The following is a 14,353-nucleotide window of genomic DNA, read 5'->3' as shown; positions in this document are numbered from 1 at the left end:
CTACTTTATTTTTGTAACCGGCGGGATCGTCAAGACCGCGCATGCCCCGTTCGCAGCGTCAAAGGACGCTACGCACGGCCGCGATAATCCGTGCCACCACAGGATCGCCCTCGTGAGCCGCCTTGCGCGCCCGAACCAGGCAAGCTTCGGAACGCAGGATCACGCCATCGGTGAGTATCTTCAGGTGGTTTGCCTTCAACGTCGAACCGGTCGAGGTGATGTCGACGATAATGTCGGCGGAACCAGAGGCCGGCGCGCCTTCGGTCGCCCCGAGGCTTTCGACGATGCGGTAAAGCTGGATGCCGTGGCTGCCCGAGAAATGGTTCTGCGTCAGCCGCCAGTACTTGGTGGCGATCGCCAGACGGCGACCATGGCGGGCACGGAAATCGGCGGCAACGTCGCCAAGGTCGGCCATGGTGTCGACGTCGTACCAGACCTCAGGCACCGCGACGACGACGTCGGCATGACCGAAGCCGAGACGGGCGCAGAACTCGACGCGCGCATCGGCGTTGGCAAGCCCCTCGCGCACCAGGTCTTCGCCGGTTACGCCGAAATCGATTGAGCCGTTGCCGAGCTCTCGCGAGATTTCCGACGCCGAAAGGAACGCAATCTCCACATCATCAGCACCTTCGACGCGGCCGCGATAGGAGCGGTCGTTGCCGACGGCAACGATCTTCAGGCCGGCGCGTTCGAAGATCGCCGAAGCGTCATCCTTCATCCGCCCCTTGGACGGCAAGGCGATAGTGATGGTCATTGGGCGCCTCCTTCAGAGGCAATCGCCTTTTCGATGCGGTCGAGCCAGAGCGAGAAGCCGACGGCCGGGATATGCTCGCGGGCGCCGAGCAGAGTCAGCAGCCGATCGAAGCGGCCGCCGCCGGCAAGGACGGCATGCGTTCCGGCAAGCTCAACCTCGAAAACCAGGCCGGTATAATAGTCGAGAGGACGACCAAAGGCCGCTCGATAACGAATGGCGCCGATGTCGGAACCGGCCTTGCTAAGGGCGGCAACGCGGGCATCGAAACGGGCGAGCGCATCATCGATTTTGAGGCCGGATTTCTGCGCGAAAGCGAAGAGTGCGGCCGGCGCATCGGCAAGCGGCACGTCGAGCGCCAGGAACGCGGCGACCTGATCCAGCGTTCTGCGGTCAAGCCGCGTGTTCGCCAGTTCCATCTTCTCCTTCAGCCGGCGCGCAATATCCTGCGGCGAACGGCTAGCGTTGGTCGAATAGCCGGTCGCTTCCATCGTTGCGGCGACATGCGCGACGAGACGGTCCTCGTCTTCGAGCAGGCCGTCCATCGACAGCCGCACGACTTCAGGACCGAAGACGCCGACCGTGCGCGGATGGGCGAGCTCGGTCAGAAGCTTCTGCAGGTGCTTCTGGTCGCCGAAGGCGTGGATCAGCCGCTTCTGCCAGCCAGCCGGCAGGCCACAGGCACCGACGACGGCTTCAAACACGGCCTGGTCGCCAAGCGTCACGCTGAGAGACCGGCCCGGCACCCGGTTGGCGACGATGCGCATCGCGTCAGAGACGGCGCGCGCATCGGCTGCCGCCGTATCGGTGTCGCCAAGATCCTCGATGCCGGCCTGGTAGAATTCGTTGCCGCCTTCGCGGCGCTGGCGGAAGACCTCGCCGAGATAGGCATAGCGCTTCGGCGTTCCGGTCACCGCCTCGATATGGCGGAGACAGACGGGAATGGTGAATTCCGGCCGCAGGCACAGGCTCTCGCCGGTCTCGCTCTCGGTCATGAAGATGCGGCGGCGCAGATCCTCACCGGCCATGGCGAGGAAAGGCTCGGCCGGCTGGATCACCGGAGTGTCGACACGCAGCGCGCCGAGGCTTTCGAAGTCGGCAAGCAGCGCATCGGCAAAGGCAGGCAGATTGATGAGGGCCATAGTCGTCAGCCCCTTGCCCGATCCTCGGCCTGTGCCGCCAGCATCTCGCGCACCTTTTCGACCAGTTCGGCCGTCGGCACGGAAACCTGGGCCACGCGCGCCTCGCGCCAGGCCGCGTTGTCCTCGATCTCACCCGACAGGCGCTTGCCCTCGATCAGATCCTTGATCTGCACGACACCGGCGGCGCGCTCGTCGCCACCCTGGATGATGGCGAGCGGCGAGCCACGGCGGTCGGCATATTTCAGCTGATCGCCAAAGTTCTTCTTGTTGCCCTGGTACATTTCGGCGCGGATGCCGGCATGGCGGAGCTGCTGCACGAAACGCTGGTAATGGCCCATCGCCTCGATGTCGCGGTCCATGACGCAGACGACAACAGGCGCGAGCACGTCAGATGCACCGAGCTTGCCGAGGTTCTTCAGCGCCGTCATAAGGCGGGAAACGCCGATCGAGAAACCGGTCGCCGGGACCGGCTGCCCCATGAAACGCGACACGAGACCGTCGTAGCGACCACCACCGCCGACCGAACCGAAGACGACCTTTTCGCCCTTCTCGTTGGTGACGGCAAACTGCAGCTCGGCCTCGAAGACGGGGCCGGTATAATATTCGAGACCACGCACGACCGAGGGGTCGATCTTGATGCGGTCAGCCTCGTAGCCGGCGCTCAGGACCAGGCTGCGGATGGTGTTGAGTTCCTCGACACCTTCGCCGCCCTTGGCGGTGCCTGAAACGAGCACTGCCAGTTCGTCGGCACTTTCGGCATAATTCTGGATGCCGACGAAGAACAGGACCTTGTCGATCTGCTCGCCATTGAGGCCCGCACCCTTGGTGAAGTCGCCGCTTTCGTCCTTGCGGCCTTCGCCGAGCAGGAGCCTGACGCCTTCGGGGCCGAACTTGTCGAGCTTGTCGATGGCGCGCAGCACCGTCAGGCGGGCATTGACCTTGTCGTCGCCGCCAAGACCGATCGCCTCCATGACGCCGTCGAGCACCTTGCGGTTGTTGACGCGGATCACGTAGTCGCCGCGCGCTATGCCAAGGGCTTCCATGGTGTCGGCCATCATCATGCACATTTCGGCGTCCGCCTGGACGCCGGCGGCACCGACGGTGTCGGCATCGAACTGCATGAACTGGCGGAAGCGGCCCGGGCCAGGCTTCTCGTTGCGGAAGACGTAGCCGGCGCGATAGGTGCGGAACGGCAGCTGGATCTCGTTGAAGTTCTCGGCGACGTGACGGGCGAGCGGCGCCGTCAGGTCGTAGCGCAGCGACATCCACTGGTCGTCGTCATCGGTCAGCGAGAAGACGCCTTCGTTCGGCCGGTCGCTGTCGGGCAGGAACTTACCGAGCGCATCGGTGTATTCGAACAGCGGTGTTTCGACCGGGTCGAAACCATAATGCTCGTAGACCGCCCGGATCTTGCCGATCATTTCGTCCGTCGCGCGGATATCGGCAGCGGAGCGATCGACGAAGCCGCGCGGAAGACGCGCCTTGAGCTTCTGCGGTTTCTTCTGTTTCTCGGTCATGGGAGCATTCCGGACTGTCTCTTGTTGGCTGCTTTCCCTATCGGATCAAGTGGGGGGCGGCAAGGGTTTGCACCGCGCAAAGCGTTCGCCCGGGCCATGCGCCGGCGCTTTGCGTCAAAGCCTAGCACGGGTGAGCTTCGCGTCATCGGGATCGACACGCACCATCGCGACGCGTCGGGGAGGACTTGACCTCAACCACAAGGCGCATTAGACGATATGCAATCACTAAAAGTTTATCGCCTGACCGATCGACGACGTTCCGGCTGCACCGATGATCGTCTATCTTCGCGGCCAAGGGCCGAGTACCTACAAACGAGTTTTCGATGCAATGACTGCATCGGGAAAACACTTCAATGGCAAACAACGCATCGAAGCGCCTTGCGGCAGTGGCGGTCTCCGGTAACGAGACATCACGTCCGCGCGGCGAGAAGAAGGGCATCATGTTGAGGTTCATGACACCTGGCTCGGGAGCCATCCAACCCGGGCACCTCGGGGCGCATTCGGCCTGGATGGACCACCTCGATGAAAGCGACTATTTCGTGGAGACATGGCGCTGCGATCTGGCCAGCGGCGTCTTTCATCTGGGCGAGCGAACCGCCGCCCTGCTTGGCGCTTCCAACCGCTCCTGCGGCATCGTCGATCTGGTGCGTGCCTATGACAGCCGGGATCGCGTGACAGTGCTCAACATCCTCGAGCAGGCAACCGCGTCGCCGTCTTCGTTCTGCTTCACGGCGCTCGTGCGCTTGCCAAGTTTGAAGGCGGCACAGCTTTTCTGCGTCGGCCGGTCGTCGCTCGACGCGTCCACCGGCGAAAACATGCTGCAGGGCATTTTCGCCTTTCCGCGCGAGCGTCCTGCGCTTGACGCCTGAACGGACGGGTTGAATCCGCAGCCAGCCCTTCCCTAGATTGATGGAGTGCCAAGGAGCCGGCCACGGCCGGCCTCTTGGCACGAGACATCAGATAAGGAAGGAAACACCATGTCGCTGAAACCGCTGATCGCCGCCCTCGCGCTTTCCGCCTGCCTCGGCTTTCCTGCGTTGGCAGAGGAGTCCGGACACGGCAGCATGCACCATGGAGCGACCGAAACCGCGATGCCGAAGGGCGACAATTCGCCTTCGAGCAAAGCCTTCGCCGAAGCCAATGCCCGCATGCACAAGGACATGGACATCACCTACACCGGCAAGGCGGACATCGACTTCGTGCGCGGCATGATCGCCCACCATCAGGGCGCGATCGACATGGCGAAGGTGGAGCTCGAATACGGTAAGGACGAAACGCTGCGCAAGCTGGCCGAAGAGGTCATCAAGGCGCAGGAAGGCGAGATCAGGACGATGAAGGCGTGGCTCGCCAAGAACGGCGGCTGAACCCGCAGTCCCAACGCCACCGGCAAACACCCGTCGTCAGGCAGACGACGGGCGCACTCATCAGGCGACGCGGGCCTGGGGCCTTGCAAGCTTGCCACGCAACTCCTCGACGACCGTGCGGCAGTGGCAGCCTTCGATGTGATCGTTGACGAGGCCCATGGCCTGCATGAAGGCGTAGATCGTCGTCGGGCCGACGAAGGTCCAGCCGCGCTTCTTCAAATCCTTGGAAATGCGGGTCGAGGTCGGGGTCGTCGGATTGGCGACGATCGCTTCATAGGTCACCACCTGCGGACGCTCGGCTGCCTGCGGCTCATAGGACCAGAAATAGGCCGCCAGCGAACCGAACTCTTGCCTCAGTTCCTGGGCGCGGCGCGCGTTGTTGATCGTCGAGACGATCTTGCCGCGATGACGCACGATGCCTGTATCGGCAAGGCAACGCCCGATTTCCGCGTCGCCGAACTTTGCGACCGCGTCGAAATCGAAACCGGCGAAGGCGGCGCGAAACGCCTCGCGCTTGCGCAGGATCGTCAGCCAGGACAGGCCGGACTGGAAACCTTCCAGGCAGATCTTCTCGAAAAGCCGGCGGTCGTCGGTGACCGGGCGCCCCCATTCCTCGTCATGGTAGCGACGATAATCGTCGAGATTGCCCTGCCAGGCGCAACGCAAAAATCCGTCCTCACCGATCACAATGCCCTTGGCCGTCATCGCCCTCTTTGCTCCATCCTGCTCATTTTCCTGCCTTTACCATTTGCAAACCAGATTCCTAAAGCAGCGGATAACCCTACCCAAAGCTTTATCGGCGCCATCGGCTTTTAACGAGGCACCGTTTACCATTCGGTCGCCCTCCAAATGACACGATTGCCCCCATTGCCAAGGCGCAACCCGTCCGTTCGAGCATTCCGCTCACCGGCAGACTGCGCCCCCTTCAGTGATTTTCGGCGAAAGGTAGCGAGTCCGTCCGATGTTGAAAAAGTCTCTTCTTATAGCCGCCTCTCTTCTGACCCTCGTGGCTGGCCCGGCCGGAGCACAGGACCGGTATCAGAACAGGCCGCCCGTCGTCGTCAGTCCCGACCTCACCGCCCCCTGGGTGATGCAGCTCGGCGGACAGCAGGCGCGCACGCGGCAGGTTATCTACCGGCAGCAGATTCCGCAGGCCACCCGAAAACAGTTCTATCAGCAGGGACAGGTCGCGAAACCTCAGGTCAAGCGCCGCGCCGTCAATCCGCTGATCCAGCCGGCCAATGCCATGCGCGCCCAGCGGCCGGTGAAATCGAAATTCGACCCGCAGTACCTGCCGCAGACGGTCGCCTATGAGAGCAAGGAAAAGCCGGGCACGATCGTCATCGATACCAACAACCGCTTCCTCTATCTGGTGACCGGCAACGGTGAGGCACGGCGCTATGGCGTCGGTGTCGGCAAGCCGGGCTTCGAATGGGCCGGCGCCCACAAGGTCACCCGCAAGGCGGAATGGCCGAGCTGGACGCCGCCGCAGGAGATGATCACCCGCGAGGCGGCCAAGGGCCATTACCTGCCGGCGCGCATGGACGGCGGCCCGGAAAATCCGCTCGGCGCACGCGCCATGTATCTCGGCTCGACGCTCTACCGCATCCACGGCACCAACGCGCCCTGGACGATCGGCTATGCCGTTTCCTCCGGCTGCATCCGCATGCGCAACGAAGACGTTGTCGATCTTTACGAGCGCGTGAAAGTGGGCACGAAGGTTATCGTCATCTAATTGCAGCACTGCATAGAATATTCCCCTCTCCTCACCCGTGTTGCTGTTGCCTATGCGTGATTTTCAGGCAACAGCAGCGTAAGGACAGGCAAGTTTTGTGATCACGTTTGATCTACCGGATGTATCGCGGGCTTGAACTTCGATGCGTTTTGCATAGCCTGCCTGCAACGAGGGTTTAGAGGGAATCGTAAATGAAGCGTCATGCCAGCAAAGTGGTCGCAATCGCGATTGCGACCAGCACTATTCTTGTGGCCGCCAGCGCCTCGGCTTTCACGCCGGCGCCCGTAGCAGGCCCCAAGATCCAGTCGTCAGACATTGTACTCGTGGCCACTCCGAAGAAGCCGGCAAAACAATACTGGCGCACCAAGGTTCGCTTCCGCACCGACGAAGCCCCCGGCACGATCATCGTCGATACCAACAACAAGTTTCTCTACTACATCGACGGCCCGAACCGCGCGACGCGCTACGGCATCGGCGTCGGCCGGGACGGCTTCGGCTGGTCGGGTGTCGTGAAGGTTGGCCGCAAGGCCGAATGGCCGACCTGGACGCCGCCGGCCGAAATGCGCCGCCGCGAGGCCGCCAAGGGCCGCATCCTGCCGATCACCCAGGAAGGCGGCATCGACAACCCGCTCGGCGCCCGCGCCATGTATCTCTACAAGGGCGGCCGCGACACGATCTTCCGTATCCACGGCACCAACCAGCCCTGGACCATCGGCCAGAACATGTCTTCCGGCTGCATCCGCATGATGAACGAGGACGTGGAGCATCTCTACGACCGCGCCGACGTCGGCACGAAGGTCATCGTCATCGGCCCCGGCAGCAAGGCCGGCGACACCTATTTCGACGATCGCGGCGTCGACATCTTCCGCCAGATCTTTGGCGGCTGAGGACGCCGAAACTTCCACCCACCAAAAAGGCCGGCTCCCGAAAGGTGGCCGGCCTTTTGCTTTGCCTCAGAGCTCCTCAGGCTTTGCCCCGCCATAGGCCCAGTCGAGCAATTCGACCGTATGCAGGATGGGGATTTTGGTGCCGCTGGCGATCTGGGTGATGCAGCCGATGTTGCCGGTCGCGATCGCATCCGGCTTCGTCGCCTCGATGTTCTTCACCTTGCGCGCCTTCAGCTTGGCCGAGATTTCCGGCTGCAGGATGTTGTAGGTACCGGCCGAACCGCAGCAGAGATGGCCCTCGGCCGGATCGCGCACGACGAAGCCGGCGCGCTTCAGAAGCTGCTTCGGCGCAAGCGTGATCTTTTGGCCGTGCTGCATCGAACAGGCGGAATGGTAAGCGAGCGTCATGCCGCGCGCCTCCTGTTCCGGCAGGTCGAGGGTCGCCAGATACTCGGTGATGTCCTTGGCCAGCGCCGAGACCCGTGCGGCCTTTTCCGCATAGGCGGGATCGAGCCTGAGCATGTGGCCGTAGTCCTTGATCGTCGTTCCGCAACCCGAAGCGGTGATGACGATGGCGTCGAGTCCACCTTCGTCGGCAACCTTGAGCCACGCATCGACGTTGCGGCGCGCGGCTTCGAGCGCCTGGTTCTCGCGGCCCATGTGATGCACCAGCGCGCCACAGCAGCCCTCGCCGGCCGAAACGACCACCTCCACACCAAATCGCGTCAGAAGCCGGATCGTCGCCTCGTTGATCTCCGGCTTCAGCACGGGCTGGGCGCAGCCGCTGAGCAGCGCAACGCGGCCGACACGCTTGTCCTTGGGCGCATGAACGCCGGGTGTGGCCGAAGCCGAGGGCTCCGCCACGACGGCGGGCGCCAGATCGAGCATCACGCCAAGAGTTTTCAGGAAGGCGACGCGCTTCATCAATCCGGCGAGCGGCCGGGCAAGGCCGGCTGCCTTCAGCGACAGGCGGAAGCGCTGCGGATAGGGCAGCACGGCTGCGAGCACGGAACGCGCCAGCCGGTCCTTGAACGGGCGGCGATAGGTGTTTTCGATATGCACGCGGGCATGGTCGACGAGATGCATGTAGTCGACGCCGGAGGGACAGGTAGTGGTGCAGGCGAGGCACGACAGACAGCGGTCGATATGGGTGACCGTTTCCTTGTCGGCCGCCCGGCCGTTCTCCAGCATGTCCTTGATGAGATAGATACGCCCACGCGGGCTATCGAGCTCGTCGCCGAGCGTAACATAGGTCGGACAGGTCGCGGTGCAGAAGCCGCAATGCACGCACTTGCGCAGAATGGCCTCGGATTCGGCCACGTGCGGATCGGCGAGCTGCGCGGCGGTAAAATTGGTCTGCAAGTGCGAACTCCACTCTTCGTCCTGCGGAACCGGGCGCTTCGCGCCGCGGTCGATTGCAACATTCTGTTTTCAGCTTCCTTCGACCTTGCCGGTCTCCGGTTGCATACCGGCCTAAACCATCCAGCCCTCGGGATTGGTGATCGGCTCTTCGCGCGCGGCCCTTTGCAGGCCGACGACGCAGCGCACGACGATCCAGACAGCGGTGGCGATGAAGCCGAGGATGCCGACAAGCACCACCGTCAGCAACAGCGAGATCAACAGGAACAGCAGCGATATCCAGAAGGTCCGGATCGCCCAGACATAGTGCGTCTGGACCCACGGCGCGCCCTTGCCACGATTGAGATAGGCCATGACGACGCCGATGATCGGCGTGATGCCCACCGCAAACCCGACGAGATAAAGGACATAGATCACCTGCACGTTGATCTTGCCCGGCTCCAGCCAGCGATCGGTCTCCCGGGAGAACGGTGTCTGCGGACCCTTATCGCTCATGCTTGTCTCTCCTGTTCCCTTGCGAATGCGCTCAGGAAATCGCGGCCATGCGGCCGGGATTGAAGATCCGGTGCGGGTCGAACTTCGCGCGCACGCGCTCGCTCAACTGTGCCACGGGCAAGGGTTGCGGTTCAAACGATGAAACGGCCTGACGGTAGCTGTCATCGGCCCTGACGAGGGTCGCGTGGCCGCCGCCGAGAACCTTGATGTAACGGCGCACCAGTTCCGCCTCGGGATCGGCCTCCATGCGCAACCATACGAGACCGCCCTGCCAGTCGTAGAAAGCGTCGACGCCGGTCTGCAGCCGCAGTGCTGCTACCAGTTGATGGCCAAGCGACGGGGCGACGGACGCGCGCCAGAGCGGCTTCCTGGTACCGTCGGCATAGGGTTTGACGTCGCGGATCTCCGTCCAAAGCCTTGCTGTTTGCGATGCATCAAGCCGCGTCACCGCGCCGAAGCGGCCGACTGCCTTTGTCAGCTTTTCAGCCCTGATCGCAACGGATGCCTCCAGCCCTTCGAGCCTGAGCACGGTGACTGCACCATCCGGAAGGTTGCCATCCAGGAACCGTCCGCGCACGCTCTCGGGCAGATGCGCCGCGCCGGAAACCTCAGTTGTCTGCGCCATTGCCTCGGCCATGACCGCCGCCGCCTCGGCATCGTTGAGCCCGGAGACGACGATGGTCTCCGACGCCGGCGGCAGCGGCAGGACGCGGAAGGTGACTTCGGTGAGGATGCCGAGCGTGCCATGCGAGCCAGCCAAAAGCTTGACCAGATCGAGACCGGTGACGTTCTTCATCACACGCCCGCCGGCCTTGATCGCCTCGCCCTCGCCGTTGACGAAACGCACACCGAGCAGGCTGTCGCGGGCGGCACCGGCGACATAGCGCCTGGGGCCGGATACGTTGGCGGCAAAGACCCCGCCGATCGTCGGCTCACCCGAGGAGGCGAAGATCGGCCGGTGATCCATCGGCTCGAAGGCGAGCATTTGCCGGTTTTCGGCCAATGCCTCGCCGATCTCGCGCAGTGGCGTTCCCGCAAGCGCAGTGATCGTCATTTCGGCCGGATTGTAGCTGACGATGCCGGAAAGGCGGCGGGTCGACAGCACCCGATCGGCGCGCACAGGATTGCCGAGGCCGGAGCGCGTGTTGCCGCCGATCACTGCGAGCGACGCCTTGTCCGCCGCCATGGCGCGAACGACGGTCGCAATCCCCTCTTCGCTGGCCGGTTCGAAATGCACGATCATGCGGCGGGACGCCCTTTAAGAGGGAAGACCTTGGACGGGTTCAGGATCCATTGCGGATCGAAGGCAGCTCGCGCCGCCATCTGCTGGTCGAGGTCGATCTGGTTGTACTGATGCAGCATGAGATCCCGTTTTTCGATGCCGACGCCATGCTCGCCGGTGAGGCAGCCACCCGCGTCGACGCAGAGCTTCAGGATATCGTTCCCGGCAGCCTCGGCGCGCGCAGCATCCTCCGGGTCGTTGATGTTGTAGAGGATCAGCGGATGCATGTTGCCGTCGCCGGCGTGGAAGACATTGGCGACGCGCAGGCCGTAGCTCGCGACGATCTCACCGGTGCGGGCAAGCACATGGGAGAGTTGGCTGAGCGGCACGGTGCCGTCCATGCAGATATAGTCGGCGATGCGGCCGGTGGCGCCGAAGGCGGATTTCCGGCCTTTCCAGATCGCGGCCGCTTCCATGGCCGACTGGCATTCCTTGATGGTCGCGACCCCGTGACGGCGCGCGACCGCAACGATGCTCGCGAGCATCGCATCCATCTCCGGCTCGGAGCCTTCGACCTCGACGATCAGTAGCGCTTCGACATCGAGCGGGTAGCCGGCGTGGGCGAAGGCTTCGCAGATCTCGATCGCCGGCTTGTCCATGAACTCGATCGCGACGGGAATGATGCCGGAACCGATGACATCAGCGACGCAGGCGCCGGCCGCCTCCGAGGAGGCAAAGCCGAAGAGCACCGGGCGGGCTCCCTCCGGTTTGGCGATCAACCGCACCGTCGCCTCGGTGACGATACCGAGCTGGCCTTCCGAGCCGCAGACGAGGCCGAGCAGATCATAGCCCGCCGCATCCAGCGCCTTGCCGCCGAGATCGACGACGGTGCCATCGAACAGCACCATCTTCACGCCGAACAGATTGTTGGTGGTGACGCCGTATTTCAGGCAATGAGCACCGCCGGAATTCATGCCGATGTTGCCGCCGATCGTGCAGGCGAGCTGCGAGCTCGGGTCGGGTGCATAAAAGAAGCCATCGGCGGAAACCGCCTCGGAGATGTTGAGGTTGGTAACGCCCGCCTGAACGGTGGCGGTGCGATTGAAAAGGTCGACATCGAGGATGCGCGACATCTTCGAGAGGCCGATGACGACCGCATCCTCTTGTGGGATGGCACCGCCCGAAAGCGAGGTACCGGCCCCGCGCGGCACGACGGGAACGCCGTAGCGGCTGCAGTATTTCAGGAGCGCGGCCACCTGTTCGGTGGTTTCCGGCAAGGCGACCGCCAGGGGCATGCGGCGATAGGCGATGAAGGCATCGGTCTCGAACGGCTTCAGTCCGCGCTCGTCGCTGATCAGACAGCCCTCGGGCAGCAGGTCCGAGAGGTCGGCGATAATCTCGCGGCGCCGGGCGATAACCTCTGGTTTCGGCTGCAGAAAACCGATTGTCTCCGCCATCAGCTCCTCCCGCCGCATATCGATTGGTTCATTTTCTTTACCACTAGGACAGAGGCCTCGCAAATGCTATTGAGCTTTTCCGTTTTGGAAATAATGGCAACGATTGATGACGAATTTAGGCGATCTTGAGATTTTTGCACGGGTCGTTTCCACCGGCAGTATGTCGGCAGCGGGGCGGGCGCTGGGGTTTTCCCCAGCTGTGATCTCCAAGCGCATCAAGAGACTCGAAGACCGGCTCGGCACGCGCCTCCTTCAACGCACGACGCGCCAGATTTCGCTGACGGAAGCCGGCCAGGGCTTCTACGACCGGGTGCTCGGCATTCTGACCGGCATCGAGGAGGCGGAAGCCTATGCGTCGGGCCGCTCGTCGCATGCGCTCGGGGTGCTGCGGATATCGGCACCCACCTCCTTCGGCCGCATGCACATCGCGCCGCATCTGACCAAGTTCATGAAGGACCATCCGGATCTGAAACTGCACATCGTGCTGACGGACGAATTCACCGACATCGTCGCGGAAGGCTTCGACATGGCGGTTCGGATCGGCGAACTGGTGGATTCGTCGCTCGTCGCCCGTAAGCTTGCCCCCGTCCGCCGGCTGCTCTGCGCCTCGCCGGACTACATCGCCCGCAACGGCGCACCGAAAGAGATCGGCGACCTCGCCAACCACCTCTGCCTGCCGGCGCATAACAACGACAATTGGAAGCTCGAAGGGCCGGAGGGCGCGCTGGTCTGGCACCCGGAAGGGCCGCTCGTCACCAACTCCTCGGAGATTGTGCGCGCTGCCGTCATCGCCGGCGCCGGCGTTGCACTGCGCTCCACCTGGGATATCGGCCCGGAATTGCGCAGCGGCCAGCTGGTGCAGGTGCTACCGCAATGGGAAGGTTCGAAGCAGCTGACGCTTTCGGCCGTCTACCCAAGCCGCCAGTTCCTCCCGGCCAAGGTGCGCCTCTTCATCGACTATCTCGCCGAACTCTACGGACCGATCCCCTATTGGGAGCAGTAGGCGAACCGGCCTGGCATCTTTGTTTTCCGCAATTCCGGACGCAAAACCGCTGCACACTTTTGCTGGAATTGCTTACTTATGCTCGCTGTCCTCGTGGTGGCGGCGAATGCGGCGCACGATCAGCCAGACCCCGGCAACGGCGAAGGGCACGGCAAGCCCGGTCAAGAGACCGGGATCGATCGGCAGCTCGTGGCTGACCGCCTTGGCGAGATAGCCGAACAGCCCGACCACGTAATAGGAGATGGCGGCGACCGACAGGCCTTCGACGGTCTGCTGCAGGCGCAACTGCAACCTGGCGCGCCGGTCCATCGAGTTCAAAAGCGCGCTGTTCTGCCGTTCAAGCTCGACGTCGACCCAGCTTCGAAGCAGCGCCGTGGCGCGGGCGAGCTTGCGCGACAGGTTCGCCTGGCGCTCCTCGACCGACTGGCAGGTGCGCATGGCCGGCGCCAAACGTCGTTCGAGGAAGGTGCCGATGGTCTCGTAGCCTGGCACCGGCGTTTCGGCGAGCGTGCGGATGCGCTCCTGGACGATGCCGTAATAGGCGCGGCTGGCGCCGAAGCGATAGAGGCTGAGCGCGGCACCGGCCTCGAGATCGGCCGCGAGCCGAGTGATCTCGGCCAACATGTCGTCGGCCTCCTCGCGCACGTTTTCCTTCATGCGCTGGGTCACCGCCGTCAACCCGTCCTCCGTCCGGCGGATTTCCGGCGACAGCGACTGCGCAAGCGGCAGGCCCATCATCGCCAGCGTCCGGTAGGTTTCGATATCGAGCAAGCGCTGGACGAGTGCGCCGGTACCGGCTTCCGTCATGCCGCGATCGATCACCAGGATCTGCGTCAGGCCGTCACCGTTCTGGCGGAAGTCGGTGACGATCACCGCCTGGCCGTTCTTGGTCTCGCTGTAACAGAGGCTCGTCGGATCGAAGAGGCCGATGGCCTCGCGGGTCTCGGGCGTATCCGGCCGGATCTCGAGGCGGATGCCGGAGATCAGAGAGCCGGGCGGCGAAAAGCCGTCGCCGAACGGATGGATCGGCACATCGCCGCCGAATTTCTCCGGCGGCGGCGCGTCCCAGAAATAGGTGGAGAATTCGGTATGACGCTCCCAGCGCAGCGTGCCCTGCCCCCAAGGCATCGCGTGATGGTTGGCGTCACGGCCGGGCGGCGCGATGCCGCGGGCCCGCGAAAGCTCCGACAGCACGGCGTGATCGACGATCGAGCCACCATCTGTCAGGAAGGCGAGCTGAAAGATCACCCGCGGCGTGGTCACCAGCGCATAGGGGCGCGAATGAACCTCGCCCAAGGCCAAAGCGCGCATCGGCGCCACCGGAAATGCAAAACTACCCTTTGCCATGAAGCGCCTTGTCCCCCTCACGCGTTCATCACAACTTTCTTATCAACGGAAAGAGCAAAAGAACAAAGGACGCA

The 14,353-nt window shown here is 63.5% G+C and carries 14 protein-coding genes and 1 pseudogene; 5 read left to right on the top strand and 10 right to left on the bottom strand.

Features of this window, described 5'->3' with window-relative positions; all coding sequences use genetic code 11:
- Positions 1 to 58 precede the first annotated feature (58 nt).
- From hisG to hisS, 4 genes and pseudogenes are all read right to left on the bottom strand, one after another.
- Positions 59 to 754, bottom strand: coding sequence for an ATP phosphoribosyltransferase (gene hisG, locus FA04_RS02085; RefSeq protein WP_034800957.1), 696 nt, complete (start codon positions 752 to 754; stop codon positions 59 to 61).
- Positions 751 to 1,884: an ATP phosphoribosyltransferase regulatory subunit gene (locus tag FA04_RS02080; RefSeq protein WP_371273164.1), complete on the bottom strand. Its 1,134-nt coding sequence runs from the start codon at positions 1,882 to 1,884 to the stop codon at positions 751 to 753. The genes hisG and FA04_RS02080 overlap by 4 nt, the downstream gene beginning before the upstream one ends.
- Positions 1,769 to 2,026, bottom strand: coding sequence for a zinc finger domain-containing protein (locus FA04_RS36665; protein ID WP_371273162.1), 258 nt, complete (start codon positions 2,024 to 2,026; stop codon positions 1,769 to 1,771). Before FA04_RS36665 ends, FA04_RS02080 begins: the two co-directional genes overlap by 116 nt.
- A gap of 46 nt (positions 2,027 to 2,072) precedes the next feature.
- Positions 2,073 to 3,314 (bottom strand): annotated as a pseudogene (hisS, locus tag FA04_RS02075) (histidine--tRNA ligase); the annotation flags it as partial.
- Between the two features lie 536 nt (positions 3,315 to 3,850).
- Here hisS and FA04_RS02070 point away from each other — a divergent pair.
- Together FA04_RS02070 and copM are read left to right on the top strand one after the other, a co-directional pair.
- The gene (locus FA04_RS02070) at positions 3,851 to 4,279 is read left to right on the top strand and encodes a hypothetical protein (protein WP_034801425.1); all 429 of its coding nucleotides are present in this window, start codon (positions 3,851 to 3,853) and stop codon (positions 4,277 to 4,279) included.
- 108 nt (positions 4,280 to 4,387) lie between these two features.
- Entirely contained in the window at positions 4,388 to 4,774 is a 387-nt protein-coding gene (gene copM / locus FA04_RS02065) for a CopM family metallochaperone (RefSeq protein WP_034800951.1), read from the top strand.
- A 60-nt stretch (positions 4,775 to 4,834) separates the two neighbouring features.
- On the opposite strand, the gene FA04_RS02060 is transcribed toward copM, so the two are convergent.
- On the bottom strand, positions 4,835 to 5,479 hold the full coding sequence (locus FA04_RS02060) for a DNA-3-methyladenine glycosylase I (protein ID WP_034800948.1): 645 nt from the start codon (positions 5,477 to 5,479) through the stop codon (positions 4,835 to 4,837).
- 256 nt (positions 5,480 to 5,735) lie between these two features.
- On the opposite strand from FA04_RS02060, the gene FA04_RS02055 reads away from it, so the two are divergent.
- Together FA04_RS02055 and FA04_RS02050 are read left to right on the top strand one after the other, a co-directional pair.
- On the top strand, positions 5,736 to 6,509 hold the full coding sequence (locus tag FA04_RS02055; protein WP_034800946.1) for a L,D-transpeptidase: 774 nt from the start codon (positions 5,736 to 5,738) through the stop codon (positions 6,507 to 6,509).
- 191 nt (positions 6,510 to 6,700) lie between these two features.
- A complete protein-coding gene (locus FA04_RS02050; RefSeq protein WP_034800943.1) occupies positions 6,701 to 7,396 on the top strand; it encodes a L,D-transpeptidase in 696 nt (231 codons plus the stop codon).
- Between the two features lie 66 nt (positions 7,397 to 7,462).
- Here the strand turns inward: FA04_RS02050 and glcF are convergent, their stop codons facing one another.
- The 4 genes from glcF to FA04_RS02030 all read right to left on the bottom strand — a co-directional run bounded on the left by glcF (position 7,463) and on the right by FA04_RS02030 (position 11,929).
- Positions 7,463 to 8,758, bottom strand: coding sequence for a glycolate oxidase subunit GlcF (gene glcF, locus FA04_RS02045; RefSeq protein WP_034800940.1), 1,296 nt, complete (start codon positions 8,756 to 8,758; stop codon positions 7,463 to 7,465).
- 111 nt (positions 8,759 to 8,869) lie between these two features.
- Positions 8,870 to 9,250 carry a DUF4870 family protein gene (locus FA04_RS02040; RefSeq protein WP_034800937.1) on the bottom strand — a complete coding sequence of 127 codons (381 nt, stop codon included), beginning with the start codon at positions 9,248 to 9,250 and terminating at the stop codon, positions 8,870 to 8,872.
- A gap of 31 nt (positions 9,251 to 9,281) precedes the next feature.
- Entirely contained in the window at positions 9,282 to 10,493 is a 1,212-nt protein-coding gene (gene glcE / locus FA04_RS02035) for a glycolate oxidase subunit GlcE (protein WP_034800935.1), read from the bottom strand.
- The gene (locus FA04_RS02030; RefSeq protein WP_034800933.1) at positions 10,490 to 11,929 is read right to left on the bottom strand and encodes an FAD-linked oxidase C-terminal domain-containing protein; all 1,440 of its coding nucleotides are present in this window, start codon (positions 11,927 to 11,929) and stop codon (positions 10,490 to 10,492) included. The genes glcE and FA04_RS02030 overlap by 4 nt, the downstream gene beginning before the upstream one ends.
- Before the next feature lie 106 nt (positions 11,930 to 12,035).
- Between FA04_RS02030 and FA04_RS02025 the strand changes: the two genes are divergently transcribed.
- Positions 12,036 to 12,932, top strand: coding sequence for a LysR family transcriptional regulator (locus FA04_RS02025; RefSeq protein ID WP_034800931.1), 897 nt, complete (start codon positions 12,036 to 12,038; stop codon positions 12,930 to 12,932).
- A 72-nt stretch (positions 12,933 to 13,004) separates the two neighbouring features.
- Here the strand turns inward: FA04_RS02025 and FA04_RS02020 are convergent, their stop codons facing one another.
- On the bottom strand, positions 13,005 to 14,279 hold the full coding sequence (locus FA04_RS02020; RefSeq protein ID WP_034800929.1) for a DUF3422 family protein: 1,275 nt from the start codon (positions 14,277 to 14,279) through the stop codon (positions 13,005 to 13,007).
- Positions 14,280 to 14,353 lie beyond the last annotated feature (74 nt).

The organism is Ensifer adhaerens (genome assembly GCF_000697965.2).
GTDB classification, from domain to species: domain Bacteria; phylum Pseudomonadota; class Alphaproteobacteria; order Rhizobiales; family Rhizobiaceae; genus Ensifer; species Ensifer adhaerens.
This window is presented reverse-complemented; position numbering and strand designations above follow the sequence as displayed.

Coding starts and splice junctions, on each gene's coding strand:
- FA04_RS02050 (WP_034800943.1), top strand. CDS start 6,701: ATGAAGCGTCATGCCAGCAAAGTGGTCGCAATCGCGATTGCGACCAGC.
- hisG (WP_034800957.1), bottom strand. CDS start 754: ATGACCATCACTATCGCCTTGCCGTCCAAGGGGCGGATGAAGGATGAC.
- copM (WP_034800951.1), top strand. CDS start 4,388: ATGTCGCTGAAACCGCTGATCGCCGCCCTCGCGCTTTCCGCCTGCCTC.
- FA04_RS02030 (WP_034800933.1), bottom strand. CDS start 11,929: ATGGCGGAGACAATCGGTTTTCTGCAGCCGAAACCAGAGGTTATCGCC.
- FA04_RS02040 (WP_034800937.1), bottom strand. CDS start 9,250: ATGAGCGATAAGGGTCCGCAGACACCGTTCTCCCGGGAGACCGATCGC.
- FA04_RS02020 (WP_034800929.1), bottom strand. CDS start 14,279: ATGGCAAAGGGTAGTTTTGCATTTCCGGTGGCGCCGATGCGCGCTTTG.
- FA04_RS02055 (WP_034800946.1), top strand. CDS start 5,736: ATGTTGAAAAAGTCTCTTCTTATAGCCGCCTCTCTTCTGACCCTCGTG.
- glcE (WP_034800935.1), bottom strand. CDS start 10,493: ATGATCGTGCATTTCGAACCGGCCAGCGAAGAGGGGATTGCGACCGTC.
- FA04_RS02070 (WP_034801425.1), top strand. CDS start 3,851: ATGTTGAGGTTCATGACACCTGGCTCGGGAGCCATCCAACCCGGGCAC.
- FA04_RS02025 (WP_034800931.1), top strand. CDS start 12,036: ATGACGAATTTAGGCGATCTTGAGATTTTTGCACGGGTCGTTTCCACC.
- FA04_RS02060 (WP_034800948.1), bottom strand. CDS start 5,479: ATGACGGCCAAGGGCATTGTGATCGGTGAGGACGGATTTTTGCGTTGC.